The organism is Phenylobacterium sp. J367 (assembly GCF_024699985.1).
GTDB lineage: Bacteria > Pseudomonadota > Alphaproteobacteria > Caulobacterales > Caulobacteraceae > Phenylobacterium.
The window spans coordinates 789,153-815,251 of the sequence record NZ_JAJONA010000001.1 but is presented as its reverse complement, the minus strand read 5'-3'; the positions used below and the strand labels follow the sequence as shown (position 1 = coordinate 815,251).

The following is a 26,099-nucleotide window of genomic DNA, read 5'->3' as shown; positions in this document are numbered from 1 at the left end:
AAACAGAAAGAGCGGCCAGGCGCCTTAGCCTGACCGCCCTGCTGGAGAGAGGGTCTTCGCCTCAGGCCGCGCGGCGGTTCGAGCGGCGCTGGGGCTTGGGCGCGGGCTCCGGCGTGACCTCCGGGCGCTTCTCGCGAAGCTCCGGACGGCCGGTGAGGTAGCCCTGGAACTGGGTGCAGCCCAGCTTCTTCATCAGGGCGGTCTCGCGCTTGGTCTCGACGCCCTCGGCGGTGATCTCCATGCCCAGCCCGCCGGCCAGCGCCACGATCGAGCGGATCACGGCGATGCTGACCTCGCAGCCCTGGGTCGCGGCCTGGACGAACGAGCGGTCGATCTTGACCTTCGAGAACGAGGCGCGCGGCAGGTAGCCCAGCGACGAGTAGCCGGTGCCGAAGTCGTCGAGGGCGAGCTGGACGCCCAGGCGGCGCAGCCGCTCGAGGGTGGCCTCGCTGCTGGCGCCCTGGCGCATGAACACGCTCTCGGTCATCTCCAGCTCGAGGCGCTCCGGCGCCAGGCCGGTGCTCGACAGCGCCTGGACGATGGTGCTGGCGAGGCTTTCGGCCTCGACCTGCAGGCTCGAGATATTGACCGCGACCTTGGTGTCGCCGGGCCAGGTGGCGGCCTCGGCGCAGGCGGCGCGCAGGACCCAGGCGCCGATCTGGTTGATCAGCCGGGTCTCCTCGGCGATCGGGATGAACACCGACGGCGGGATCGAGCCGTGGACCGGGTGGTCCCAGCGCAGCAGCGCCTCATAGGCCACGGTCTTGCCGGTGACGGCGTTGACGATCGGCTGGTAGGCCAGCGACAGCTCGTCGTTGGTCAGCGCCTCGCGCAGGTCCGCCTCGAGCTGACGGCGCACCTGGGCCTCGGCCCGCATGTGCGGCTCGTAGCGCGCGTGGCGCCCGCGGCCGGCTTCCTTGGCCTGGTAGAGCGCCAGGTCGGCGTTCTGGGTGAGCGTGTCGATGTCCGCGCCGTCGGTCGGGCCGACCGCGATGGATACCGTCGCGCCGACGTTGGCGATGCCGTCGGCCAGTTCCACCGGCTCGCTGAGCGAGGCGATGATCTTGAGCGCCAGCTCGTCGAGCGAGCCGCGCATGTCCTGGACGATGACGGCGAACTCGTCGCCGCCCAGACGGCCCACGTGGCCGGCCGCGCCGACCGCCGCTTCGAGGCGCCGCGCCGTGGCCACCAGGAGCTCGTCGCCGGCGGCGTGGCCGAACGTGTCGTTGACCATCTTGAAGCGGTCGAGGTCGATCAGCAGCAGGGCGCAACCGGCGCCGTTCTCGTTCGCCAGCGCCTGGGTCAGGAGCTCGCGGAAGTAGGCGCGGTTGGCCAGGCCGGTCAGCGCGTCGTGACGCGCCGTGTAGGTGAGCTGCAGGTTGGCCGCCTGGACCTCGCGCCGGCTGCGGCGGGCGGAGACGAAGGCGAACAGGATCGAGCCGATCACGGCGGCCGAAGCGGCGCCGCCGATGGTGGTGATCCAGGTGATCAGGCGCAGGCGCTGCTCGGACTGGGCGAGCTGCATCTCACGCGCGGCTTCCTGGGCCTTCAGCTTGGCGATCCGGGCTTCCTGGTTGGCGGCGTCGAACTTGGCGCTCAGCAGGGCCGAGTTGGTCGACGCCGCGACTTCGCGGGCCTCGTCGTCCAGGCGCTTGTAGGCGGCCAGGTGGTGCAGGGCCTGCTTGTCCTGGCCGAGCGCCTCATAGACGTAGCGCGCGGTGGCGTGGAACTCGCGATAGGGCATCGGCGAGGTCTTCGGGTTCACGCCGTCGAAGGTGCGTTCCAGGTAGCGGGCCGCGGTGCCGGTGTCGCCACGGGCATAGGCGACCTGGGCGCGGACGCCCCACAGGTAGGGCCGCCATTCGCCGGCCGGGCCGACGGCGCGGCGCAGGCCGTCCTGAGCCGTGGCGTCGGCCTTGGCGAGCTTGCCCTGCAGTTGCTGCGAGGAGGCGAGGTTGGTGAGGATGCGGACCTCGAGCAGCGGGCTTTCCATGCCGCGCGCGATGCCCAGGGCGAGCGCGTACTCGTGCTCGGCCTTGGCGAATTCGCCCATCTCCTTGAAGGCGTTGCCGCGGTTGTTGTAGGCGGCGAGCTTCAGGGCCGGGTCGGCGGAGAACACCTCGTTGGCCTGCTCGTAGTAGCGGAGCACGCGCGGGTAGTCGCCGGCCTCGGTGTAGATCGAGCCGATGTTCTGCAGGACCATGGCCTGCGACCGGGGCTCGCCCGCGGCCTGGTAGATCTCGAACGCCCGGTGCAGCATCGGCAGGGCCGCCTGCGGCTTGCCGGTCTTGGCGTCGATCAGGGCGGCCGCGCGCAGCAGGTCGCCGTGCAGCTTGGTGCGCGGCGCGACCTTCTCGACCAGGGCCAGGCCGGCCTCGGCGGCGGGCTTGGCCTGATCCAGGTGGTTCAGGCGCGAGAGGGCCTCGGCCTGCAGCCACTTGCTGGTGGCGGCGCCGACGGCGGCCTCCGTTCCGGGGAGCGCCTTGGCGCTCTCGCCGGCGGTGCGGGCGTGGGCCAGGGCGACGTCGGGGGGCGGACATCATCGCCGCCTTGGCGGCGGCGACGTCGCCGGCGAACTTGGCTTCGGCGGGCGACATCGGCGCGGCAGGAGCCGCCGCCTGAGCCGCCGCCTGCGGCGCCGGGGCCGCGGTCGGAGCCGCCATCGCGATCGCCGGAATGGCGGCGCTCGCGAGCAGTCCGAGAAGGGCAGACTTGTAACGCATGACCGACCGATCTCCGCGTACAGGCTTGGTTAAGGCGCTGGGTGGCGCAAGTCTCCGCGGGGATTCAGGCCCCCCGCGGAGACGTTTAGCCGGTCAATAGTTAAGGTTCAGTCGAACGCCGGCCATGTAGTTCTGGGCCTCATCGTCCGACTTGACCTCGGCGCGGCCGAAGAAGCTCACCTCGCCTCGGCCGCCGAAGGCCGGAGTCGCGTAGAGCGCTTCCGCCACATGGCGCGGCTTCACGGAGATGTCGAACTTCTGGCTCACCGGGCCGAGCTCGCCGGTCTGGCGGTCGATCACGTCCACCGAGGTGTACGCGAGCGTGCCATAGCTGACGGTCAGCGGCTGGGTGAAGGCGACGCGGAACATGTCGTTCCGGCTCACCAGACCCTGCTTGGTGAGGGCCACGGCGTAGGCCGTGGTCTGCACCCCGCCGACGGTGGCCAGGTTCTGGCCGGCGTCGTGGGTCTTGGTCTCGCCGACGCTGGCCGAGGCCGCGAAGGTCATCCGGCTGGGCAGGTTGACGCTCGCGCCCACCGTCGCCACGTGGCTGACCGAGCCGGAGGCCAGGTCGTCCGCGTTGGTCGACTGCACGCCCAGAAGGCCGTTCGCCTCGTCCACCCGGGCGTAGCCCGCGTTGAAGGACAGCGCGTCCGAGACCTTGTGGTCGAGGCGCAGGTTGACGGCGCCGGCCCGGTAGTCGTCCACGTTGCGCAGCATGTCGCGCTCGGTGTCGGTCAGGGCAGGGTTCAGGCGGTGGACCAGCGTCCGCTCGGCGGCGCCGAACGACAGCGTGGTGTTCTTCGTCAGGCCGAACTCCGCGTTCATGAACGGACCGCCCGAAGCGAAGCCGAGGAGCGGGTTCACGCCGCCGTCGGTGCTGCGGTAGTCGCGCGTCTGGGCGAAGCCCGACAGCTGACCCATCACCATCGCGCCCTCGCCATGGCCGAAGCTGAAGGCGAAGCGGCCGGTGGGGTCGGCCATCCGCACGCTCATGTGCGGGGCCTGGCTGGCCAGGTCGTCACGGCCGTAGGTCGGCTGGGGCATCCCCGTGGTGACGGCGAAGCTCCACTGACCGGGCTGCTGGCTGGTCTGGGTCACGGTATCCGAGAAGTTCGTGCCCGAGATCCAGCCGGTCAGGCGGCTCGTGATGTAGGACTGGAAGTACTCCTGCGAGCCGGTGACGTTGGACTTCTGGCCCACCAGGTTGCTCGACATCGGCACCGCGAAATCGCGGTACGTGTCGCCGATCTCCTCGTAGAGCTTGAAGTAGACGCCGTCGGCTTCCCAGGTGGTCTGGACGCCGCCGGTCTTGACCTGCGCGGCCGTGCGATCGGTGACCACGCCGTTCTTGTATTCCTTGAACGTCAGGTCATCGAAGTCGAGCGGCGACTGCGACGCGGCGATGTCGAGCATCCCCCAGCCGTAGACCGCATCCACACCGGGCGCGCCGAGGTCCTTGGCGGACTTCAGGATGATGTCCGCGCTCTCGTGCGGGTGCTGTTCCAGCCACGGCCAGCGGTCGTGCAGGAGCGCGACGGCCCCGGTGACCAGCGGCGCGGCGAAGGAGGTGCCGCTGCGGCGCGTGACGCCGCCCTCGCCGTCGGAGACGAGGATCAGCTCGCCCGGCGCGACCAGGAAGCGGTTCATCAGCTTGTTGCCGGTCGAGCAGGCGCCGTTGTCCAGCAGGCAGGCGTTGCCCGGACGGTTGGAGAAGTCCGAGATCACGCCGTCCGGATCCACCGAACCCACGACCAGCAGGGCCGGGTCCTCGCTGAAGTTCCAGGCGATGTCCTGGCTTTGCGTCGTCCCGGCGTTGCCGGCGGCGATCACGAAGACCGTGTTGGCGGCCTGGCCGGCCAGCGCGTCCTTCCAGTCCCCGTGCAGCGTCCAGCCGGACACGCCCAGAGACATGTTGATCACGCTGGGCGCCGGCGCTGCGGAGCGCGATGACCCCCCGAGCGGACGTCTTCCCACGACGCCGTGGCCGAGTTGTCGAAGGGGTTGTACGCGACGACCGAGGCCCTGGGCGCGATACCCATCAGGCCCTCGCCGTCGTGGGCGGCGACCATCAGGCTGGCCACGCCGGTGCCGTGACCGCCGAGGTTGTTCGAATAGCCGCCCGTGGAGGTGATGTTGTTCGAGACGTCGGGGTCGCCGACGACCGTCATGTCCAGCAGGCCGATCACCGAGTCCGCGCCTTCGCCCTGGATCTGGGTGAGCCCCGGGCTCCACTTGACGCCGGCCATCCAGTGGTCGACGCGGTCGACGCCGGAGAAGGCCATCAGGCCGTCGTACCAGTCCATGAAGAAGTGGGCGCGGTCGCCGGCGCTCATGTTCGCCAGGGTCGACGGGTCATCCAGGTCGATGCCGTGCTTGGTCAGCACCTCGTCGGCGAAGCCCGCCTCGAAGCTCTGGCCGGTCTTGGCGGTCACCGCCGGGCCCCACATGGCCTTGGAGACGGCCACCAGGTCGCCGAGCTGGTCCTGCACCTGGGCGTAGGACGTCGAGCCTTGCGAGTACGCGCCCAGCGCGCCCCACTTCTGGTTGGTGTCGTTCCACAGCGGCCCCATCTGGTGCCAGAAGTAGCCGACCATGCCGTAGGCGGGCGTCGACGTGCTGCCGCCGTGGAAGGCGTCGATGTCGCCCCAGAAGGCGTCGATGTCGCCCCAGAACGGGTTGATGTCGCCCCAGAAGGCGTCGATGTCGCCCCACTGGGCATTGTTCTGGAAGGCGTCGATGTCGCCCCAGAACGCATCGATGTCGCCCCAGAAGGCGTCGATGTCGCCCCAGAACGCGTCGATATCGCCCCAGTACGGGCTGTTGCCGCCCTCGAAGGCGTCGATGTCGCCCCAGAACGCGTCGATGTCGCCCCAGTAGGGCGTGCTGCCCTGGAAGGCGTCGATGTCGCCCCAGAAGGCGTCGATGTCGCCCCAGAACGGATTGATGTCGCCCCAGAAGGCGTCGATGTCGCCCCACGCGGGCGCCACGTCACCACCTTGCGGCGTGTGCCAGGAGCGGACCTTCACCGCGTTCGCATGGGAGGGCGCGCTCTGCTGACCCGCGGCGGCCTGCGGAGGATTCGCCTGCGCAAGCACGGGAGCGCTGGCGACAAAGGCCAGCGCGCTGGCCGTCACCAGCAGCGCCGTACGGGACGATTTCCGGTTGGAGGCGGACATTTGATCTTCCTTGCGTCGTCGCGGACTCGTTCGAGCTCGCAAGCCGGAAGATCACTGTTCTCGGTTAAGTCGGGGTGCCCAAAGACGGTGAAAATGGCGACGCCGTCAGCGAGCGCGGATACGCCCAGCCGAGCCGGATTCCGTTTCGGTTCAGGACACTTGGCCGTGGAAGGCCGCCGGAACGTGCCAATTCAGAACGCTACGTCCTTACCATCGGGTAAACGTTCGCCGAACGGCGTTTACCCTGGCCTCTTAACGGTCGGGGGTCCGATCAATTTTGTCGGGATTCCGACACACTTTTTTCACCAAAGGCTGGGCTAAGTCGCTCTTTCCACAACCATTTCGCGAGACCCTACGGTAACCATCCACGCTAGGTAGATTGCCCCGGCGATAGCGGCCCCGACGAACCAGGCGTAGGGGTAGAGGGCGAGCAGGAACGGCGGGAAGTCGGGGGTTCCTCCGGGGATCGCCGCGTTCAGGAAGCCCGGAACGCTGGGCGCGACGCCGAGCACCAGGGCCGCCAGGGCCGCCGGGTTCCAGCCGCGCCGGTAGGCATAGGCGCCCGCCGGGTCATAGAGCGCCGCCACGTCGATCCGCGTCCGGCGCAGCAGCCAGTAGTCGGCGACCATGATCCCGGCGATGGGGCCGAGCAGGGCCGAATAGCCCAGCAGCCAGATGAAGATATAGCCGCCGCTGGTCTCGATCAGCTTCCACGGCATGATGGCCGCCGCGATGCCGGCGGTGATCAGGGCCCCGCGCCGATAGGTGATGTGGCGGGGCGAGAGCGCGGCGAAGTCGTAGGCCGGGCCGACGAGGTTGGCGGCGATATTCACCGAGACGGTGTCGATGGCGACCACCAGCAGGCCGATCAGCGTGAACAGGCCCGGCAGGTTGGTGGCCAGCTCGACCGGATCCCAGATCGCCTGGCCGAACACGACGCGCGTCGCCGCCGTGGCCACCACGGCGATCACCGCCAGCAGCGCCATGGGGCCGGGCAGGCCGAGGCTCTGGCCCAGCAGCTGGTCGCGCTGGCTGGCGGCGAACCGGGTGAAGTCCGGGATGTTGAGCGCCAGGGTCGCCCAGAAGCCGACCATGGCGGTGAGGGAGGGGCCAGAAGATCGCCTGGAACCGGCCGTGGTCGGCCTCGGTAAGCAGCGGCCCGAGCCCGCCCGTGTGGTTCAGCGCCCAGCCGAGCAGCGCCAGGCAGATGACGATCTTGATCGGCGCGGTCCAGGTCTCCAGGTGGCGGACGGCCAGCAGCCCCTTGGCGACGAAGGCAAGCTGGATCAGCCAGAAGACCCCGAACGCGACCAGGTGGGCGAGGTCGACGCCCAGGCCCGGGATCGGCGGCCCCTCGAACGTCCGGCCGGTCAGCACCACGGCGATGGCGATCAGTACATTGCCGCCGACCCAGGTCTGCAGGCCGAACCAGCCGCAGGCGACGATCGCCCGGGCCACGGCCGGGACCCGCGCCCCCACCGTGCCGAACGAGCTGCGCACCAGCACGGCGTAGGGCACGCCGTACTTCGCCCCCGCATGGCCGATCAGCAGCATGGGCGCGAGCACGATCAGGTTGCCCAGCAGGATGACGCCGACGGCCTGCAGCGGGGTCATCCCCTGGTCGATGAGGCCGGCGGCCAGCAGGTAGGCCGGGATGCAGACCACCATGCCGATCCACAGCGCCGCGAAATGCCACCACCGCCAGGTGCGCTGGTCCGGCGTGGTCGGGGCGAGGTCGGCGTTGGTCAGGTTGTCGGCCATGGCTCCCCCCATCCCGAGGCGGCCATGTGACGGCGTTACGCCAAGCGTGGCAATGGGCTCAGCCCTGCTCCACCCAGGCCTTGATCAGCTGGTGGGCGATCGCCAGGCGGTTGGGGGCCGCGACGCCGTCCAGCTTGCCGTCCAGCAGGTCGCGGGCCTCGTCGCGGGTGAACCAGCGGACCTCGGAGAGCTCCGTCTGGTCCGGGGCGCCCTCGTCGTCCTCCACCTCGGCGATCAGGCCGATCATCAGAGACGACGGATAGGGCCAGGGCTGGCTGGAGTGGTAGCGGACCTTCGTCGCCCTCAGCCCGGCCTCCTCGTCGAGCTCGCGGGCGCAGGCTTCCTCGATGCTCTCGCCGGGCTCGAGGAAGCCGGCCAGGGCCGAGAACATCCCTTTCGGCCAGGCCTCCTGCCGGCCCAGCATGCAGCGGTCGCCATGGTAGGGCAGCATGATCACCACCGGGTCGGTGCGCGGGAAATGCTCGGTCTCGCAGGATGGGCACTGCCGCTTCCAGCCGCCGTCCTTGACCACGGACGGCTCGCCGCAGGCCGCGCAGTGGTCGTGGCGCCGCCGCCACTCGAACATCGCCTTGGCGGTGGCCAGGATCGCGGCTTCCGGCGCGGGCACCCTGAGCGCGATCGCCCGCAGGTCCTCGAACCGGCCCAGCCCCTGCAGCGGTCCTTCCGAAGGGTCGGTGGCGCCGCCGAGGTCGACCGCGAAGATCGCGGTCTCCTTCCAGAGGCCCATGAACAGCAGCTTCTCCTGGCCGCCGGCCAGCTCGCCCACCAGCCGCGCGGGCAGGTAGGCGATCTGCAGGTCGCCGTCCGCGCTCTTCTCGACGAACGGCCGCCCGTTCCAGAGCGCGAGGCCGAGCGCGTCGGGGCTGGCGAGCTGCTGGGCCAGCCAGTCGGCGTCGCCGCGCCGGTCGCTCGCCCGGTCGAGGGGATTGCCGGCGAAGGTGTTCAGGAAGACGTCGAGAGCCATGGCGGCCAGTCTTAGAGGTCGCAGCCGCGCTTGCGAAGCCGGCGCGGTTCAAGGCCTGCGGAAGTGGACCTCGACTCTGAGGCCGGGCGCGGCGTCCGCGAGCGTCACGCCCGCCCCCCATCCGCCGGGCCGCGGCGTCCACCAGGCTCAGCCCCAGGCCGAAGCCCGGGGCGGCGCCGGCGCGGGTCCGGTAGAAGCGCTCGAAGACGCGGGCGCGCTCGTCCTCAGGGATCCCGGGGCCGTTGTCGGCGACGACCAGCCGCGGACCGCCGGCCCCGCCGCGGACGGCGAGGGTCACCTGGCCGCCCTCCGGGGCGAACTTGATGGCGTTGTCGAGCAGGTTGCTGACCATCTGGAAGACGAGGTCCCGGTCGCCCGCCGCCGTCACGCCGGGATCGGCGGCCACGGTCAGGGTCTGACCCCCGGTCCTCGGCGGCTGGCTGGTGCCACTCGGCGGCGTCCTGCGCCAGGGCGCTGAGGTCCACGGCCTCGAGCGCGCCGTGGTCGCTCTGCAGCCTTGCGATCCGCAGCAGGGCCTCGAACATGCCCTGCAGGCGCACAGCCTCCTCCAGCGCGTCGGCGGCCCGGGCCCGGGCCTCCTCCGGCGCGTTCTCCACCGCCGCCAGCTCCTCGAGGTCGGCGCGCAGGCGGGTGAGGGGGTGCGCAGCTCGTGGGCGATGCTGTCGGAGACCCGGCTGATTGAGGCCACCAGCTCCTCGATGCGGGCCAGCATCTCGTTCAGGGTCCCGGCGAGCTGGTCGAAGTCGTCGCCGCTGCCGCGCAGCTTCACCCGGCCTGAGAGATCGCCGGCGATCACCGCCCGGGCCGCCCGGCTGATCGACTCCAGGCGCTGGCCCACCGCATAGGTCATGACGAGGCCGCCGATCAGGCCCAGCGCGAGCGTCATGCCCGCGCCCCAGGACAGCGCCTCGAAGATCAGGTCCTCGCGCTCGTCCAGGTCCTCGGTGTCCAGGCCGACCAGCAGGCGGTAGCCGCCGGGCAGGGCGAGGTCGCGGACCACGGCCTCGTGCTCCTCCTCCGTCCCTGTCGCATAGGTGCCGAACTCGTAGCGCAGCCACTCGCCGGCGGTGGTCTTGGGCCAGTCCAGCAGGTTGGCGGCGACCACCGCCCCGTCGGGCGCGATCAGCACATGGTAGGGCAGCCGGCCGCGGGCCGTCTTCGCCCGGTGGTCCAGGGCGCGGATCAGGGCGTCGCGGCCCTGGGTCCGGTAGATCCGGGCCAGCGCGTCGCTGTCGCGCCGGATCGTCGCCTCCACGGCCTCCAGCGGACGGAGTACGCCGCCCACATAGGTGACCGCCAGCATCACCCCGATCGAGCCGCAGAACAGCAGCAGATAGACCAGCGTCAGCCGGACCGTCAGGCTCCTGAGGGCGCGGCGCCAGCTCATGCGCGCAGGCTGTAGCCCATGCCGCGCACCGTCTGCAGCAGCGGTGGGTCGAAGCCCTTGTCGATCTTCTGGCGCAGGCGGCTCACGTGCTGGTCGATGATGTTGGTCTGGGGGTCGAAGTTGTAGTCCCAGACCGCCTCCAGCAGCATCGCCCGGCTGACCACCCGCCCGGCGTTGCGCAGCAGGTATTCCAGCAGGCCGAACTCCCGGACCGTCAGGTCGATCGGCTGGCCGCGCCGCGTGACCGTCCGCGTGATCAGGTTCATCTCCAGGTCGGCGAGGCTGAGCTCGGTGGTCTCCTGCACCGGCGACTTCCGCCGGCTGAGCACCTCGATCCGGGCGATCAGCTCGGAGAGGGCGAAGGGCTTGGTCAGGTAGTCGTCGCCGCCGGCCTTCAGGCCCTTCACCCGGTTGTCCACGTCGCCCAGGGCCGAGAGGATCAGCACGGGCGTGCTGTCGCCCGAGGCCCGGAGCGTGGTGAGGATCTTCAGCCCGTCGACGTTGGGCAGCATGCGGTCGAGGACGATGACGTCATAGGCCCCGGCGGCGGCCTGGAAGAGCGCGTCGCGGCCGTCGGCCGCGTGATCGACCAGCCAGCCCTCCGCCCTCAGGCCCTTCACCACGTGGCCGGCGACGCGTTCGTCGTCCTCCACGACCAGCACATGCATGCCCAACTCCGGGTCTCGCCCTAGTCGTCGATCACCGGGCTGATCGCCCCGGTCCTCAGGTCGACGCGGACCTCGCGGTCCTGGGCGCCGGCCAGTTCCACTTCGTAGTAGTGGCGGCCGCCCTCGCGCTCCAGCCCGATGTCGGTGACCCGGCCCTTGGTGGCCGCCTCTACGGCGGCGATGGTCTCGGAGAGGGTGCGCGGGGCGGTCTGGGCGGCCTTCAGGTCCTCCTGGCCGAACGGCAGGCGGAGCTTGGCCGGCTGCGTCTGGCGGATCACCTGGCCGCTCGTGGCGTCGATGGTGGCCTCCATCGGCCGGCCGTCCTTCACCAGGTCGATCTCATAGACGAGGACGCCGCGCTCGGTGTCGAGGTCGGCCTCGAAGGCCCGGCCTCCGGTGGCCTGCTCCGCGGCGGCGACCGCCCGGGCGACGCCGATGGTCTGGGGGGCGGCGGCCGTCTGGGCGACCGCGGCGGCGGTCAGGCCCGTTGTGGCCAGGGCGGCGATCAGGAAGGTCTTGGCGATACGCATCTGTTCAGTACTCCGTCGTTGGCCCCCGCAGGCTCGGTTCTAGAGACGCTGCGTGGCCCCTGCGTTCGGCCAACGTTTGAATTCCGTCATGTTCGCCCCGTCCCGCTTCCCCCCGTCCCGCTTCGCCGCGGGCCGCCAGGACGATGCCGCAGGCGCGGTCCATCACCCGGTCGAGGGCGAAGGCCTCGGCCCGGGCTCCGGGCGCCAGGGCCCGTCGCCCCACTGGCGCAGGATCGCCTGGGCGATCTCCTCGTGATCGGATGGGTCGACCAGCAGGCCGTGGCGGCCGCCGTCCAGCACCTCGGCGGCGTTGCCGGCCGTGCGCGAGGCGATCACCGGCGTCCCGCAGGCCAGGGCCTCCAGCAGGCTGTTGGAGGCGCCCTCCCACCTCGACGTCAGCGCATAGGCCCGGGCGCGGGCCAGGAAGGGGTAGGGATTGGCCGCCTCGCCCTCGAAGCGGACGGCGTCGCCCAGGCCGAGCGCCCGGACCTGCGCCGCGAGCCGTCCGTCCTCCGCCCCGCCGGTCCTGCCGAGCACCAGCAGGCGCAGCGACGGATCCGCCTGCCGGGCGAGGGCCAAGGCCGACACCAGCGGGCCGTAGTTCTTCTGCGGATGCACGCGGCCCAGGGCCGCCAGGAACGGCCGGCCGTCCTCCAGCCAGGGGTGGCGCACCGGGGCGGCGGCGAGGGCGCGCACCGCATCGACATCGACCCCGTTGGGCAGCACCTCGACCCGCCGGGCCCTGGCCGCCTGCCGGAAGGGCGCGGCCTCGGCCAGCGCGCGCGAGACGCAGATCAGCCGCGTCGCGTCGGCGGCGATCAGGCGCTGGGCGGCGGTGCGCAAGGCCGCCACCGCGCCGCCGCCGTGGCCCGCATCGTTGCTGATCCGGTAGATGCGCGGGAGGCCGGGCAGGGTCCGCAGCGCCGTCCAGGCCGCCAGGTGGGCGTGGTTGCCCATGGAGACCAGCACCGAGGGGCGCTCGCGGGCCAGGGTCCGCCGCAGCGCCGGCAGCGCCGCCGCCAGGGCCCGCGCCCGGGCCCCGCATCGCCGCCCGAGCAGGGTGAGCCGGACCTCGGGGCGGAGCTGGTCGGCCAGCGCGCCCGTCTCCAGGGCGACGATCCGGGCCGGAATGCCCCGTCGGACGAGGGCGTTGGCGAGGTGGACGGTGTTGCGCGCCACGCCGTCGCCGGCGAGGCCGGCGCAGAACAGCGCCACGGGACCCTGACTGGACATGGGCCGAGCGTGGCTTTCGGCCTGTGGCGTCCCGATGCGGCGAACATTTGAATTTCGCCATCTTGCCGCCACGGCTCCGCTTGCCGGGCCGCGGCGCCTGTCGTCATCCTGGGCGGATGAAGCGGCTGCGGCGTCTTGCGATCCTGGCGTTCGGCTTGGCGGCGACCGGGGCGGCGGCCGTGCCGCCGCCGCCGGCAGTGCTCCCCGAGGGCGTACCGGCCACGCTCGACGGCTATGACCTGCGCGTCCTCTATGCCCGCTGGGGCTGGTGGATCGAAGGCGAGAAGGGGCCTGTGACCCACGCCCGCGCCCAGGGCCCGGCCGAGGCCGCCGGCCTGACCTCGATGGGGCCCCCGATGGCGAGCTATCAGCGGTCGTCGGACTACGGCCGCTTCACCGCCGGTGAGGTGCGCGCTTACTGCCAGCCGCTGGCCGGCCAGTCCTGGCGGCCGACGCCGGGGACCTGCCAGTACCTCGTCCGCTGGGCCTGGGTTCCGGACGAGGTCCTGGATAGTCCCGAACGCAGCCCGGTGGCGCGCTGGATGCGCGAGGCCTTCGACGCGCCTCGCCTGGTGGCGCACCTGAAGGCGATCGGCCTGGGCCCCGGGACGGACTGGTGGCGGGCGGATGTCGAACAGGTCTTCGCCGGCCTGCCGTCGCCGCGGCCGATGCTGAGGGAGAACTCCCGCGTGGAGACGGTGGACTCCCGCGGCTGCCCGGCGCTCCGTCAGGCGGTGGACGCGCTCGAGGGCCACCAGCCCAACTGGCGGCTCGACCTGTACGGCCCGGGACCGAACCGGGAGGCCGGGGCCCCCGCCCCGCACAGCGTCACGACCGCCTACAGCTTCACCACGCTGATCGGCCAGACGTCGGGCTTCACCACTGTCAGCGGCGGCGCGGCCGAACAGCTCGCCGCCCCCATCCTCGACGCCGCCTGGGCCTGTCATCTGGCCCGCAACCCCGAGGCCGCGCGGCGGCCGGCCTATGGTCCCGGCGTGCTGCGACGCCCCTGACCCTTGCCCCGGCGGCCCCGATCCGCCATATGCCCCCTCGGAGATCGGCGGCGGACGAAGACCTCGCCAACCTGGTCAGGGCCGGAAGGCAGCAGCCACAACGAGATTCCCTTTGGGTTGTCGTTCGGTCTCCACCCAATCCCCGCATGAGCCGGCTTTCCCCTTTCCCGGGGCCGGGCCGTCCCGTTAGATGGCCGCATGGCGGACGAAGACTTCCAGCTCGATTCTGACGAACCGCCCCCCTGAGGCCTTGGGTGGGCGGGACCCGAACACCGGCGACATGTTCGGCGACGCGCCGAAGCCGGCCCCTTCCGACGAGGGCGCGGCCTACACCGTCATCGCGCGGAAGTACCGTCCGAAGACCTTCGAGGACCTCTATGGCCAGGAGGCCATGGTGCGGACGCTGCGCAACGCGTTCGCCAGCGGCCGGATCGCCCACGCCTTCATGCTCACCGGCGTCCGCGGGGTCGGCAAGACGACCACCGCCCGCCTGCTCGCCCGCGCCCTGAACTACGAGACCGACACCGTCCACGAGCCCACGCTCGACTTCAAGGAGGAGGGTCGCCACGACCGGGCGATCATCGAGGGGCGGCACATGGACGTCCTGGAGCTGGACGCCGCCAGCCGCACCGGCGTGGCCGACATGCGCGAGCTGCTGGAGGGCGTCCGCTACGCCCCGGTCGAGGCCCGCTACAAGGTCTACATCATCGACGAGGTCCACATGCTGTCGACGGGGGCGTTCAACGCCCTCCTGAAGACGCTGGAGGAGCCGCCGCCGCACGCCAAGTTCATCTTCGCGACCACCGAGATCCGCAAGGTGCCGGTGACCATCCTGTCGCGCACCCAGCGGTTCGACCTGCGCCGGGTGGAGCCCGAGGTCCTGCTCAAGAACCTCGAGATGATCTGCGAGAACGAGGGGGCCCGCGTCGAGCAGGAGGGCCTGATGCTGATCGCCCGGGCCGCCGAGGGCTCCGTGCGCGACGGCCAGTCCATGCTCGACCAGGCCATCGTCCAGGCCGAGCCCGGCCAGACGGTCACCGCCGAGAGCATCCGCGACATGCTGGGCCTGGCCGACCGCGCGCAGACCATCTCGCTGTTCGAGCTGATCATGCGTGGCCAGGCGGGCGACGCCATCGAGACCTTCCGCACGCTCTACGGCTACGGCGCCAATCCCGACCAGGTGATGCTCGACCTGCTGGACCACTGCCACGGCGCAAGCGTCGCCAAGGCGATCGGACCCCAGGCCCTGGTCATGCCCAAGGAGCAGGCCGCGCGGCTGGCCGCCGTCGGGGCCTCGGTCTCGGCCGGCGTGCTCTCGCGGCTTTGGCAGCTCCTCCTGAAGGCCTACGAGGAGGTCCGCCGGGCCCCGACGCCGCGGCGGCCACCGACATGGCGATCATCCGCATGGCCTATGCGGCCGACCTGCCCGGACCCGAGGAGGCGCTGAAGCGTCTGCAGTCCGGCGAGTCCGTCGGCGGCGGCCCGGGCGGCGGCGGCTCGTCGCCTTCCGGCGGCGGCGGGGGCGGTGGGGGCGCGGCCTCCGCAGTCGCGCGCCAGCCGATGCCCGCGGCCCGCGCCGAGCCCGCGCCGACGCTGCAGTCCTTCGAGGACGTCATGGCGCTGATCGAAAAGCGCCGAGACATCACGCTGAAGCTCGACGTGGAGCGCTTCGTCCGCCCGATCAGCTTCCGGCCCGGCGCCATCGAGTACGAGCCGGCCCCCCGGTGCGCCGCGCGACCTCGCCCAGCGCCTCGTCGCCCGCCTCAAGGAGTGGACCGGCGAGCGCTGGCTGATCGTCGCCCAGGGCGGCGGCGGGGCCGAAAGCCTTTGGGAGAAGCAGCGGCGCGAGCAGCAGGAAGTGCGCGCCGAGATCGAGGCCGACCCGTTCGTGCGCTCGGTGATGGAGGCCTTCCCGGGCGCCGAGATCGTCTCCATCCGCAACCAGATAGAGCCCGAGCAGCCGGCCGAGGCCGCGCCGCCCGAGGAAACCGAAGACAGTGACGAGGAGTAGCCGCCGATGAAGGACCTCAATTCCCTCATGAAGCAGGCCCAGGCCATGCAGCAGAAGCTGGCCGACGCCCAGGCGCGTCTGGCCGAGCTTTCCGTCGAGGGCACGTCCGGCGGCGGCATGGTCAAGGTGACCTTGAAGGGCTCCGGCGAGCTCCACCGCGTCGACCTCGACGAGAGCCTGATCCAGCCCGGCGAGGGCGAGGTGATCTCCGACCTGATCGTCGCCGCCCACGCCGACGCCAAGCGCAAGCTGGACGCCCAGCAGGCCGAGATGATGCGCGAGGCCGCCGGCCCGCTGGCCGGCATGGGCCTGCCGGGCATGCCGAAGTTCTGACTTGGCCGCATCCGCCGGACCCGAGATCGAGCGGCTGATCGGCCTGCTCGCCAAGCTGCCGGGGCTCGGGCCCCGGTCGGCTAGGCGCGCGGCGCTGGCCCTCCTGAAGCGGCGGGAGCAGCTGCTCAATCCGCTGGCCGACGCCTTGGCCGAGGCGTCCCAGCGCGTGAAGACCTGCCAGGTGTGCGGCTCCCTCGACACCCAGGATCCCTGCGCCATCTGCGCCGACGCCCAGCGCGACGCCTCCCTGATCTGCGTGGTCGAGGAGGTGGGGGCGCTCTGGGCCATGGAGCGGGCGAGCGCGTTTCGCGGCCGCTACCATGTGCTGGGCGGCCTGCTCTCGGCGCTCGACGGCGTGGGGCCCGAGGCCCTGCGCGTCGGCCCGCTGGTCAGCCGGGCGGCCGACGAGGGCGTCCGCGAGGTGATCCTGGCGCTGCCCGCCACCGTCGACGGCCAGACCACCGCCCACTACCTCGCCGACCGCCTGGAAGGCGCTCGGCGTCTCGGTGACCATGCTGGCCCGCGGCGTCCCCGTGGGCGGCGAACTCGACTGGCTCGACGACGGCACCATCGCCCAGGCCATGCGGGCGCGGCGGCCTGCCTGATTGGCCGCAGTGGCCGCGACTCAGCAAAAGCGCTAAAGAACGCAGCATGAACATGCTGCTGATCGCCGTCATAGCCCTGGCGCTGGCCACCGGCGCCGCCGTCGCCTGGGCGCTGCGGGAGCGGACCCGCGCTGCGCTGTCCGAGGGACGGGTGCGGTTGCTCGAGGAGCAGTCCGCCGCCCATGCGGAGTTCGTGAAGGCCCAGGCCGCCCAGTCGGCCACCGCCGTCGCCGAGGCCCTGGTCAGGCAGACCGAGGAGACCTTCCGCAACCGCGAGCAGCTCGCCCAGGCGCGCATCGAGGCCCAGCTCAAGCCGGTGGCCGAGACCCTGCAGAAGTTCCAGGAGCAGGTCGCCCAGGTGGAGAAGCAGCGCGCCGAGGAGACCGGCGGCCTGAAGGCCCAGATCGCCCAGATGCTGGCGGCGTCGACCGCCACCCAGGACGAGGCCCGCAAGCTGTCCGCCGCCCTCCGCCGCGGGGCCGGCGTGCAGGGCCGCTGGGGCGAGCAGACGCTGCGCAACGTTCTGGAGGCCGCCGGCCTCGCCAACCGCTACGACTTCCAGGAACAGACCTCCACCGACACCGAGGAGGGCCGCCGCCGTCCCGACGTCACCGTGCGCCTGCCGGGCGGCGGCCTCTTCGTCATCGACGCCAAATGCTCGCTGAACGCCTTCCTGGAACTGCAGGACGCGGTGGACGACCTGGCGCGCGACGGCTGCGGCCTGCGCCACGTCCAGAGCGTGCGGGCGCACATCCAGGGCCTGTCGGCCAAGGCCTACTGGGACCAGTTCGACGCCTCGCCGGACTTCGTGGCCATGTTCGTGCCGCTGGATAGCGCGCTCGCCGCCGCCCTCGACCGGGCGCCCGACCTGATGAACGAGGCCATGGACCGCCGGGTGGTGATCGTCACTCCGACCACGCTCTTCGCGCTCTGCAAGGCGGTGGTCTACGGCTGGCGGGTCGAGGAGCAGGCGGCCAACGCCCAGAAGATCGCCGAGCTCGGCAAGGAGCTCTACAAGCGCATCGCCGTCATGGGCGCCCACGCGGGCTCCGTGGGCAAGGCGCTGGAGGCGGCGGTCAGCCGCTACAACCAGTTCGTCGGCTCGCTGGAGACCCAGGTGCTGACCCAGGCCAAGCGCTTCGAGGACCTGAAGGTCGAGCACCAGGGCAAGCCGGTGGAGTCCCTGGAGCCGCTGGAGGCGGCGGTGCGCCCGCTGGCCAAGCTCTCCGCGGCCGAAACGCCCAGTGTCCGGCTCGTGGCGGGCGAAGAGTCCTGACGCTATAATCCCCGACCTTGACGCTCGGAATTGCAGCCCCTACCTCGCGCCCATGGCCCTTCGTGAAATCCTCGTCGTCCCGCACCCGGTCCTGAAGCAGGTGTCCACGCCCGTCGACAAGGTTGACGACGAGCTGCGCGCGCTCATGGACGACATGCTGGAGACCATGTACGCGGCGCCCGGCATCGGCTTGGCCGCGGTCCAGATCGGCGTGCCCAAGCGCGTCATCGTCATGGACCTGGCGCGTCCCGAGGAAGAGCCCCAGCCCCGCTACTTCGTGAACCCGGAGATCCTCTGGGCCTCGGAGGAAACCGCCCCCTACGAGGAAGGCTGCCTCTCGGTGCCGGAAATCTACGACGAGGTGGACCGTCCGGCCCGCGTGAAGCTGCGCTACCTCAACTACCAGGGCGAGCAGGTGGAGGAGGACGCCGAGGGCCTCTTCGCCGTCTGCATCCAGCACGAGATGGACCACCTGGAAGGCGTCCTCTTCATCGACCACCTCTCGCGCCTCAAGCGCGAGCAGGCGGTGAAGAAGGTCAAGAAGCTGGTCCGCGCGGCCTGAGGCCTACTTCGCTTCGGCCGGCGGCGGCGTCGGCTCGTCGCTGGCGTCCTTGATCGAGGCGCCGAGTTCCTTCAGCGCGTCCTTCGCCTCGCTGGCGGCCCTCTTCACTTCCGGATCGTCGGTGATGTCCTTCAGCTCCGCCCCGGCCTTGTCGAGCCCGGCTTCCATGGTGTTGCCGGCCTCTATGGCGCCGGTCTTCACCTCCGAGGCGGTCTCGTTCACCTCGGCCTGGGTCTTGTCCTGCGCCTGCTGGCTGCAGGCGGCGAGCGAAAGGGCCGCGCCGACGGCGGCGACGAGGGCGATGGTTCTCATTTGAGGCTCCCTTCAGGTCCGCGGCTCAACGGTCCCGCTTGGCGCTAAGTTCCCTTACCCGGGCGGCGCAGGTAAACCCCCGATGATGCGTCTCGCCTTCCTCGGCACCCCCGATTTCTCCGTCGCCGCGCTCGCCGCCCTGGTCGAGGCGGGCCATGAGATCGCCTGCGTCTATTCCCAGCCGCCGGCCCCGCGCGGCCGCGGCCAGGCGCTGAAGCCCTCGCCGGTGCACGCCTTCGCCGAGGAGCGCGGCATCCTGGTCCGCACGCCGGCCTCCATGCGCGACCCGGCCGAGATCGCGGCCTTCGCGGCGCTCGACCTGGACGCGGCCGTCGTCGTCGCCTTCGGCCAGATACTGCCCAAGGCGGTGCTGGACGCGCCGCGCCTGGGCTCGTTCAACGTCCACGCCTCCCTGCTGCCCCGCTGGCGGGGCGCGGCGCCGATCCAGCGGGCGATCATGGCCGGCGACGCCGTCACCGGCGTCCAGGTCATGCGGATGACCGAGGGCCTGGACGAGGGCCCGGTGCTCTCGACGGCGACCGTCCGCATCGGCCCCTCCGACACCGCCGCCACCCTGCACGACCGCCTCGCCGCCGCCGGCGCCGACCTGATCGCCCGCACCCTCCCCGAGATCGAGGCCGGCCGCGCCGTCGAGGTCCCGCAGGCGGAGGAGGGCGTCACCTACGCGAAGAAGATCCGGGCGAAAGAGGCGCGCATCGACTGGGGCAGGCCCGGTGCGGAGCTCGACCGCAAGATCCGCGGGCTCTCGCCCTTCCCCGGCGCCTGGTTCGAGCTGCCGACCGAGAAGGGGCCGGTTCGGGTGAAGGCCCTGCTGTCGGCCGTCGAGGACGTGGACGGCGCGCCGGGCGTCACGCTGGACGACCGCCTGCTGGTGGCTACGGGCGAGGGCGCCGTGCGCCTGCTCCGCGTCCAGCGCGAGGGCCGGGGCCCGCAGGACGCCGAGGTCTTCCTGAACGGCACGGCCGTGCCGGCCGGCACGAAGCTCGCCTGATGCCCCGCTACCGCCTGACCATCGAGTACGACGGCCGGCCCTACCACGGCTTCCAGGCCCAGGAACGGCTGCCGTCCGTGCAGGGCGCCATCGAGGCCGCCGTCCTGAAGTTCTCCGGCGAGACCCTGCGCCTGCAGGCCGCCGGCCGCACCGACACCGGCGTCCACGCCACCGGCCAGGTCGTCCACATCGACCTGGCGAAGGATTGGCCGGTCGAGACGGTGCGCAACGCGCTCAACGCATGGTTGGTGGACGAGCGGGTCGCCGTGCTCGACGTCGCGGTGGCGCAGGGCGACTGGCACGCCCGCTTCTCGGCCAAGGAGCGGCGCTACCTCTACCGCATCCTCAACCGCATGGGCCCGCCGGCGCTCGACAAGGGCCGCGTCTGGCACGTGAAGAAGCCGCTGGACGCCGAGACCATGCACGCCGCCGCCCAGGTGCTGGTCGGCCACCACGACTTCACCACCTTCCGCGACCTGGGCTGCCAGGCGAAGAGCCCGATGAAGACGCTGGACGTGGCCCGCGTCTGGCGCGACGGCGAGGAGGTGAAGCTGGAGTTCGCCTCCCGCAGCTTCCTGCACCGCCAGGTCCGCTCGATGACCGGCACCCTCGCCCAGGTCGGCCTCGGCCGCTGGACGAAGGACGACGTGAAGGCGGCCCTGGAGGCCCGGGACCGCAAGGCCTGCGGCCCCGTCGCCCCATCCGACGGGCTCTACCTGACCCACGTGGGGTACTGACGCCGCCGGCCCTCTCCCTACCCTCTCCCTCTCGGGCTGCGCCCGGGGGAGAGGAGGTGATGGCCCAGGCCTCGCAGCTCCACTCCTCTCCCCCCGCGAAGCGGAGAGGGAGAGGGTAGGGAGAGGGCCTAGAACCGCTCGAAATACCGCCGGATCAGCGCCTCGTAGACCGCCTGGAGCTGGCGGATCTCGTCCACCGGGGCGCGTTCGTCCACCTGGTGCATGGTGCGGCCCACCAGGCCGACCTCGACCACCGGACAGAGCGCGCGGATGAAGCGGGCGTCGGACGTGCCGCCGCTCGTGGAGAGCTCCGGCGCCCGGCCGGCGGCGTCCTCGACGGCCTGCGAGACCACCTCGGTGAACGGTCCGGGTTCGGTCAGGAAGGCCTCGCCGCTGATCTGCGGCGTGACCGTCACCTGGCCCTTGAAGCCCTCGGCCGCCGTCCGCGCCTCGGCCTCGATCCAGTCGGCTAGCGCCTGGCCGGTGTGGCTGGGGTTGAAGCGGATGTTGAGGCGGGCCTTCGCCACGCCCGGGATGACGTTGGTCGCCGTGTTCGGCACGTCGATCATGGTGACTTCCAGGTTCGACGGCTGGAACTCCGGATAGCCGTCGTCCAGCCGGCGGGCCTGCAGCGCGGCCAGCAGCTTCACGAGAACCGGCACGGGGTTGGCCGCCCGGTGGGGATAGGCCACGTGGCCCTGGACGCCCTCCACCGTGATCTCGGCGTTGATCGAGCCCCGGCGGCCGACCTTGACCATGTCGCCGAAGGTCTCGGCGCTGGTCGGCTCGCCCACCACGCAGTGGTCGATGACCTCGCCCTCGGCCTGCAGCGCCTCGACCACCTTCTTCGTCCCATCGAGGGCCACGCCCTCCTCGTCGCCGGTGATCAGGAAGGAGAGGGAGCCGGTCACCTCGCCGGCCGCGATGGCCTTGGCGGCGGCGGCGGCGAAGGCGGCGATGGCCGACTTCATGTCGACGGCGCCCCGGCCGATCAGCACGCCCTCCACCACCTCGGCGGCGAAGGCGTCCTTCGACCAGGCCGCCGCGTCGCCCACCGGCACCACGTCGGTGTGGCCGGCGAAGCAGAGGTTCGGCCGGGCGGTCCCAAAGCGGGCGTAGAGGTTCTCGATCTCGCCGAACCTCATCCGGCGGCAGGCGAAGCCCAGACCCTCCAGGGCCTGCTGGACCACGTCCATGGCGCCGGCGTCGGCGGGCGTCACCGACGGGCGGCGGATCAGGTCTCGGGTGAGTTCGACGGCGTCGATGGCGGCGGGCATGTTCTGGCTCTACCTAGGAATAGACGCGCACGCGAGAGGAAGCCCATGCCGAAGATCGAACTCGACGGCCTCGAGATCCGCACCGGGTGCAGCTACCCGCATCCCTTCAAGGAGATCTGCTTGGGCCCCACCTGGCGCAAGCTGGGCGACGCGGGCGGCCTGACGGACTTCGGAGTGAATCTCGTGCGCCTGACGCCCGGCAAGTGGTCGAGCCAGCGCCACTGGCACACGGCCGAGGACGAGTGCGTCTGGATCCTGGAGGGCGAGGTCGTGCTCGTCGAGGACGACGGCGAGCACATCCTGAGGCCCGGCGACTTTGCGGCCTGGAAGGCGGGCGTCCAGAACGGACACCACCTGCAGAACCGCACCGACCGCGACGCCGTCTACCTCGAGATCGGCTCCCGCAAGCCCGACACCGACGACTGCGACTACCCCGACATCGACATGGTCACGGGCCCGCGGGGCTACCAGCACCGCGACGGGCGGCCGTATCCGGAGGAATGAGGGGCAACAGTTCCTCCCCATCGGGGGAGGTGGATCGGCGCGCCAGCCCCGAGACGGAGGGGGTCACCCCCACCGGCCGGGCGGACCCCCTCCACCGCTTCGCGGTCCCCCTCCCCCGATGGGGGAGGAATTCAATCCCGCAGCAGCTCGTTGATGCTGGTCTTCGACCGGGTGCGCTCGTCCACCGTCTTCATGATCACCGCGCAGTAGGTCGACGGCAGGTTGGGGTCGTGCGGGTTCGGGCGCGAGCCGGACATGATCACCGAATAGGGCGGCACCTCGCCGGTGGTCACCTCGCCCGTGCGCCGGTTCACGATCGGCGTGGTGGACGTCAGGTAGACGCCCATGGAGAGCACGCTGCCCTCGCGGACGATCACGCCCTCGGCCACCTCGGAGCGGGCGCCGATGAAGCAGTTGTCCTCGATGATCGTCGGATTGGCCTGCAGCGGCTCCAGCACCCCGCCGATGCCCGCGCCGCCCGACAGGTGCACGTTCTTGCCGATCTGGGCGCAGGAGCCGACGGTCGCCCAGGTGTCGACCATGGTGCCCTCGTCGACGTAGGCGCCGATGTTCACGAAGGACGGTGTCATCACCACGCCCTTGCCGATGAAGGCGCCCTTGCGGACGATGGCGCCCGGCACGGCGCGGAAGCCCGCCTGCTCGAAACGGGCGGCGTCCCAGCCGGAGAACTTCAGCGGCACCTTGTCCCAGAAGGGACCCGGGGCGTCGGCCTCGAGCAGGCCGTTCGGGGTCAGCCGGAACATCAGCAGGATCGCCTGCTTGGCCCACTGGTGCGTCACCCAGGTCCCGTCGGCCTGGCGCTCGGCGCAGCGGATCTGGCCGCTATCCAGCAGCTCGATGGTCTCGCGCACCGCCTCGCGGACCTCGCCGGTCGTCGAGGTGTTGATGCCGTCGCGGGCCTCCCAGGCGGCCTCGATGATGCGCTTCAGGTCTTCGGACATGTCAGGCGGCTTCCTTCACCTGGGCCCCGGCCAGGAACGGCGCGAGCTTGTGGGTGCGGTGGTGGACGAAGGGGGCGGTGCTGGCGGCGGCGTGCGGCCCCACCAGCACGGTGGTCATGCCGAGGTCGGCGGCGGGCGCCAGGTTGCGCTCGCTGTCCTCGAAGAAGGCCGCGCTGGCCGGCGCGATGCCGTGGGCGGCGTTCATCGCCTCGAAGGCGGCGCGCTCGGGCTTCGGCGTGTAGCCGGCCGAGCCGATGTGGAAGACGTCCTCGAACAGGCCAGAGAGGCCCAGGTGCGCCAGCACCCGCTCGGCGTGGACGTCGTCGGCGTTGGTGAAGATCAGTCGCCGGCCGGGCAGGCGGGCGATGGCCGCCAGCATCTCCGGGTCCTGCGCCAGCGCCTCCAGCGACAGGTCGTGGAAGAGGGCGTGGAACTCCAGCGGGTCGACCCCGTGGTGGCGCATCATGCCGATCAGGGTCAGGCCATGGTCGGCCAGGTACTGCTTCTGCAGGCGGTAGGCGTCCTCGCGCGGCAGGCCGGTCACCCGCATGACGTAGGCCGTCATCCGCTGCTCGATCCCGCTCATGAAGCCGGATTCCGCCGGGTAGAGCGTGTTGTCGAGGTCGAACAGCCAGGTGTCGATGTGGGTGAGGTCGGTCGGGGTCATCACGCGCAGATCAGGGTGCCGGCGCCCGTGCTCGGTGAAGAGCTCGACCAGCATGGCGTGCGGCCGCCGGCCGTCCATGATGACCACCGCCTCGACGCCGGACTCCACGGCGTTGATGGCGGTCTCCAGCTTGGGGATCATACCGCCGGTGGCGACGCCCTCGGCGATCGCGGCGCGGGCCTCGGCCACCGTCATCTGGCGGATCAGCTCGCCGTCCTTGCCCAGCACGCCCGCCACGTCGGTGAGCAGCAGCATGCGCTTGGCGGAGAGCGCCCCGGCGAGCGCCCCGGCCACGGTGTCGGCGTTGATGTTGTAGGTCTCGCCGCTCTCGGAGACGCCGATCGGCGCCACGACCGGGATGTAATCCTCGTCGGCGTAGATCAGGGCCTCGATGATCTTCGGATCGACCTTCTTGGGGTCGCCCACGAAGCCCAGGTCGACCATCCGCTCGACCTCGCTGTCGGGGTCCCTCTGGGTGCGGGTCACCTTCTCCACCACCAGCATCCGGGCGTCCTTGCCCGACAGGCCCACGCCGCGGACGTCGGCCTCGGCGCCGGCCTGGTTGATCCAGCTCGCGATCTCCTTGTTGATCGCGCCGGAGAGGACCATCTCGGCCACCTCCATGGTCGCCTCGTCGGTGACGCGCAGGCCGTCCACGAAGGTCGACTTCACGCCCGCCTTGGCGAGCCAGGCCGAGATCTGCGGCCCGCCGCCGTGCACCACCACCGGGTGGACGCCCAGCATCTTCAGGAGCACGGCGTCGGCGGCGAACAGCTTGGCGACCTGCTCCTCGCCCATGGCATGGCCGCCGTATTTGATCACCACCGTCTCGCGGTCGTAGATCTGGATGTAGGGCAGGGCTTCGGCCAGCGTCTTGGCCGTCGCCCAGCCCTGGCTCTCGGTGTCGTCGCTCACGCTCGGCCCACTCCTCGATTGGCGCGGTTCCGATAGCGGACGGCGCCCCCTCTGTCACCCACGCGCGGGCGTGCTAGCCTTGCCGCCATCAGTACGGGGGACGTTTCCATGAAGGCTTGGGTTTCGGCGGCGCTGGCCGCGTGGGCGATGGCGGGCGCGGCGCAGGCGGCGACGGTGGCGGTGAGCGCCGAGCGGCTGCTGGACGTCTCGACCGGCCGCTATGTGGAAAAGCCCCTGGTGGTCATCGCCGACGGCCGCATCGTCTCGGTGGGCAAGGCCGGCGACGCGGTCCCGGCCGGCGCGACCCGGGTGGACCTGCCCGGCGTCACCCTGCTGCCCGGCCTGATCGACATGCACGTCCACCTGACGAGCGTGGCCGAGATCGGCGGCTACAACTACCTGGAATACTCCGACGCCTTCTGGCCCGTGGTGGCGACGAAGCACGCCAAGGATACCCTGGCGGCCGGCTTCACGACGGTCCGCAACGTGGGCGCGGACTTCCAGGCCGACGTCGGCCTGCGCGAGGCGATCGACGGCGGCTACATCCCGGGCCCGCGGATCGTCACCGCCACCAACGCGCTCGGCGCCACCGGCGGCCACTGCGATTCGACCTTCTTCCCGCCGTCGATGAACGAGGTGAGCCCGTTCACCGTCGACAGCCCCGACGAGGCCCGCCGCAAGGTGCGGCTCGCCAAGAAGTACGGCGCCCAGGCGATCAAGATCTGCGCCACCGGCGGGGTGTTCTCCCGCGGCCCCTCGGTCGGCGCCCAGCAGATGTCCCTCGAGGAGATGAAGGCCGTCGTGGACGAGGCCCACATGGCGGGCCTGAAGGTCGCCGCCCACGCCCACGGCGCCGCCGGGATCAAGGACGCCATCCGCGCCGGCGTCGACACCATCGAGCACGTCAGCCTGGTGGACGACGAGGGCATCCGGCTCGCCCGCGAGCGCGGCGCCTACTTCAGCATGGATATCTACAACACCGACTACACCCAGGCGGAGGGCAAGAAGAACGGCGTGCTCGAGGCCAACCTCGCCAAGGACCGCGAGGTCGCCGACGTCCAGCGCGAGGGCTTCCGCAAGAGCCTGAAGGCCGGGGTGAAGCACGTCTTCGGCACCGACGCCGGCATCTATCCGCACGGCCAGAACGCCAGGCAGTTCGCGGTGATGGTGCGCTATGGCGCCACCCCGCTGCAGGCCATCCAGGCCGCCACCGTCACCGCCGCCGAGGCGCTCGGCCAGGCGAAGGACGTGGGCCAGGTGAAGCCCGGCGCCTTCGGCGACCTGGTCGGCGTGGCTGGCGACCCGCTCGCCGACGTGACGGTCCTGGAAAAGCCGGTCTTCGTGATGAAGGGCGGCGAGGTGGTGCGGAAGTAGCCTTCACCTCCCCGCGCAGCGGCGGGAGGGGGACCGCCGGCCGAGGCCGGAG

20 protein-coding genes, 1 other RNA gene and 5 pseudogenes are annotated in these 26,099 nt (G+C 71.3%); 11 read left to right on the top strand and 15 right to left on the bottom strand.

What is annotated here, in order from left to right:
* Positions 1 to 61: 61 nt before the first annotated feature.
* The 10 genes and pseudogenes from LRS04_RS04495 to LRS04_RS04450 form a co-directional block, all read right to left on the bottom strand.
* A complete protein-coding gene (locus LRS04_RS04495) occupies positions 62 to 2,368 on the bottom strand; it encodes an EAL domain-containing protein (protein WP_257818957.1) in 2,307 nt (768 codons plus the stop codon).
* 448 nt (positions 2,369 to 2,816) lie between these two features.
* The gene (locus LRS04_RS04490; RefSeq protein WP_257818955.1) at positions 2,817 to 4,637 is read right to left on the bottom strand and encodes a S8 family serine peptidase; all 1,821 of its coding nucleotides are present in this window, start codon (positions 4,635 to 4,637) and stop codon (positions 2,817 to 2,819) included.
* A gap of 5 nt (positions 4,638 to 4,642) precedes the next feature.
* Positions 4,643 to 5,902: a S8 family serine peptidase gene (locus LRS04_RS04485; RefSeq protein ID WP_257815339.1), complete on the bottom strand. Its 1,260-nt coding sequence runs from the start codon at positions 5,900 to 5,902 to the stop codon at positions 4,643 to 4,645.
* Positions 5,903 to 6,219: 317 nt separating this feature from the next.
* Complete coding sequence (locus LRS04_RS04480) at positions 6,220 to 6,996, bottom strand: cytosine permease (RefSeq protein WP_257815338.1); 777 nt, start codon at positions 6,994 to 6,996, stop codon at positions 6,220 to 6,222.
* A gap of 103 nt (positions 6,997 to 7,099) precedes the next feature.
* A pseudogene (locus LRS04_RS04475) lies at positions 7,100 to 7,570 on the bottom strand (cytosine permease); the annotation flags it as partial.
* 151 nt (positions 7,571 to 7,721) lie between these two features.
* On the bottom strand, positions 7,722 to 8,648 hold the full coding sequence (gene nudC / locus LRS04_RS04470) for an NAD(+) diphosphatase (protein ID WP_257815337.1): 927 nt from the start codon (positions 8,646 to 8,648) through the stop codon (positions 7,722 to 7,724).
* A 118-nt stretch (positions 8,649 to 8,766) separates the two neighbouring features.
* Positions 8,767 to 9,519 (bottom strand): annotated as a pseudogene (locus LRS04_RS27600) (ATP-binding protein); the annotation flags it as partial.
* Positions 9,520 to 10,052: 533 nt separating this feature from the next.
* The gene (locus LRS04_RS04460; protein WP_257815335.1) at positions 10,053 to 10,724 is read right to left on the bottom strand and encodes a response regulator transcription factor; all 672 of its coding nucleotides are present in this window, start codon (positions 10,722 to 10,724) and stop codon (positions 10,053 to 10,055) included.
* Positions 10,725 to 10,744: 20 nt separating this feature from the next.
* A complete protein-coding gene (locus tag LRS04_RS04455) occupies positions 10,745 to 11,254 on the bottom strand; it encodes a PepSY domain-containing protein (RefSeq protein ID WP_257815334.1) in 510 nt (169 codons plus the stop codon).
* A 162-nt stretch (positions 11,255 to 11,416) separates the two neighbouring features.
* Positions 11,417 to 12,487, bottom strand: coding sequence for a glycosyltransferase (locus LRS04_RS04450; protein ID WP_257815333.1), 1,071 nt, complete (start codon positions 12,485 to 12,487; stop codon positions 11,417 to 11,419).
* A gap of 116 nt (positions 12,488 to 12,603) precedes the next feature.
* Between LRS04_RS04450 and LRS04_RS04445 the strand changes: the two genes are divergently transcribed.
* From LRS04_RS04445 to LRS04_RS04415, 7 genes and pseudogenes are all read left to right on the top strand, one after another.
* Positions 12,604 to 13,500: a hypothetical protein gene (locus LRS04_RS04445; RefSeq protein WP_257815332.1), complete on the top strand. Its 897-nt coding sequence runs from the start codon at positions 12,604 to 12,606 to the stop codon at positions 13,498 to 13,500.
* Between the two features lie 38 nt (positions 13,501 to 13,538).
* Positions 13,539 to 13,637: signal recognition particle sRNA small type (gene ffs / locus LRS04_RS04440), an RNA gene on the top strand.
* 61 nt (positions 13,638 to 13,698) lie between these two features.
* Positions 13,699 to 15,511, top strand: a pseudogene (locus LRS04_RS04435) (DNA polymerase III subunit gamma/tau).
* A gap of 6 nt (positions 15,512 to 15,517) precedes the next feature.
* Positions 15,518 to 15,844, top strand: a complete 327-nt coding sequence (locus LRS04_RS04430) for a YbaB/EbfC family nucleoid-associated protein (RefSeq protein ID WP_257815331.1) — start codon at positions 15,518 to 15,520, stop codon at positions 15,842 to 15,844.
* A 1-nt stretch (position 15,845) separates the two neighbouring features.
* Positions 15,846 to 16,449, top strand: a pseudogene (gene recR, locus LRS04_RS04425) (recombination mediator RecR).
* A 46-nt stretch (positions 16,450 to 16,495) separates the two neighbouring features.
* Complete coding sequence (rmuC, locus tag LRS04_RS04420; protein ID WP_374573545.1) at positions 16,496 to 17,725, top strand: DNA recombination protein RmuC; 1,230 nt, start codon at positions 16,496 to 16,498, stop codon at positions 17,723 to 17,725.
* 52 nt (positions 17,726 to 17,777) lie between these two features.
* Positions 17,778 to 18,287, top strand: coding sequence for a peptide deformylase (locus LRS04_RS04415; protein WP_257815330.1), 510 nt, complete (start codon positions 17,778 to 17,780; stop codon positions 18,285 to 18,287).
* A gap of 3 nt (positions 18,288 to 18,290) precedes the next feature.
* Here the strand turns inward: LRS04_RS04415 and LRS04_RS04410 are convergent, their stop codons facing one another.
* Positions 18,291 to 18,599: a hypothetical protein gene (locus LRS04_RS04410; RefSeq protein WP_257815329.1), complete on the bottom strand. Its 309-nt coding sequence runs from the start codon at positions 18,597 to 18,599 to the stop codon at positions 18,291 to 18,293.
* 85 nt (positions 18,600 to 18,684) lie between these two features.
* On the opposite strand from LRS04_RS04410, the gene fmt reads away from it, so the two are divergent.
* Both fmt and truA read left to right on the top strand, forming a co-directional pair.
* Positions 18,685 to 19,611 (top strand): methionyl-tRNA formyltransferase, encoded by a 927-nt coding sequence (fmt, locus tag LRS04_RS04405; RefSeq protein ID WP_257815328.1) that lies wholly within the window; start codon positions 18,685 to 18,687, stop codon positions 19,609 to 19,611.
* Entirely contained in the window at positions 19,611 to 20,348 is a 738-nt protein-coding gene (gene truA / locus LRS04_RS04400) for a tRNA pseudouridine(38-40) synthase TruA (protein ID WP_257815327.1), read from the top strand. The genes fmt and truA overlap by 1 nt, the downstream gene beginning before the upstream one ends.
* Positions 20,349 to 20,476: 128 nt before the next feature.
* Here truA and dapE read toward each other — a convergent pair whose 3' ends face one another.
* The gene (gene dapE / locus LRS04_RS04395; protein WP_257815326.1) at positions 20,477 to 21,625 is read right to left on the bottom strand and encodes a succinyl-diaminopimelate desuccinylase; all 1,149 of its coding nucleotides are present in this window, start codon (positions 21,623 to 21,625) and stop codon (positions 20,477 to 20,479) included.
* A gap of 45 nt (positions 21,626 to 21,670) precedes the next feature.
* On the opposite strand from dapE, the gene LRS04_RS04390 reads away from it, so the two are divergent.
* Positions 21,671 to 22,129 carry a cupin domain-containing protein gene (locus LRS04_RS04390; protein ID WP_257815325.1) on the top strand — a complete coding sequence of 153 codons (459 nt, stop codon included), beginning with the start codon at positions 21,671 to 21,673 and terminating at the stop codon, positions 22,127 to 22,129.
* Positions 22,130 to 22,260: 131 nt separating this feature from the next.
* Here the strand turns inward: LRS04_RS04390 and dapD are convergent, their stop codons facing one another.
* From dapD to argB, 3 genes and pseudogenes are all read right to left on the bottom strand, one after another.
* On the bottom strand, positions 22,261 to 23,091 hold the full coding sequence (dapD, locus tag LRS04_RS04385; RefSeq protein ID WP_257815324.1) for a 2,3,4,5-tetrahydropyridine-2,6-dicarboxylate N-succinyltransferase: 831 nt from the start codon (positions 23,089 to 23,091) through the stop codon (positions 22,261 to 22,263).
* 1 nt (position 23,092) lies between these two features.
* Complete coding sequence (locus tag LRS04_RS04380) at positions 23,093 to 23,758, bottom strand: pyrimidine 5'-nucleotidase (RefSeq protein ID WP_257818950.1); 666 nt, start codon at positions 23,756 to 23,758, stop codon at positions 23,093 to 23,095.
* Positions 23,758 to 24,673: pseudogene (gene argB / locus LRS04_RS04375) on the bottom strand (acetylglutamate kinase). The gene LRS04_RS04380 and the pseudogene argB overlap by 1 nt, the downstream one beginning before the upstream one ends.
* Positions 24,674 to 24,781: 108 nt before the next feature.
* Between argB and LRS04_RS04370 the strand changes: the two are divergent.
* Positions 24,782 to 26,047, top strand: a complete 1,266-nt coding sequence (locus LRS04_RS04370) for an amidohydrolase family protein (RefSeq protein WP_257815323.1) — start codon at positions 24,782 to 24,784, stop codon at positions 26,045 to 26,047.
* Positions 26,048 to 26,099: the final 52 nt, after the last annotated feature.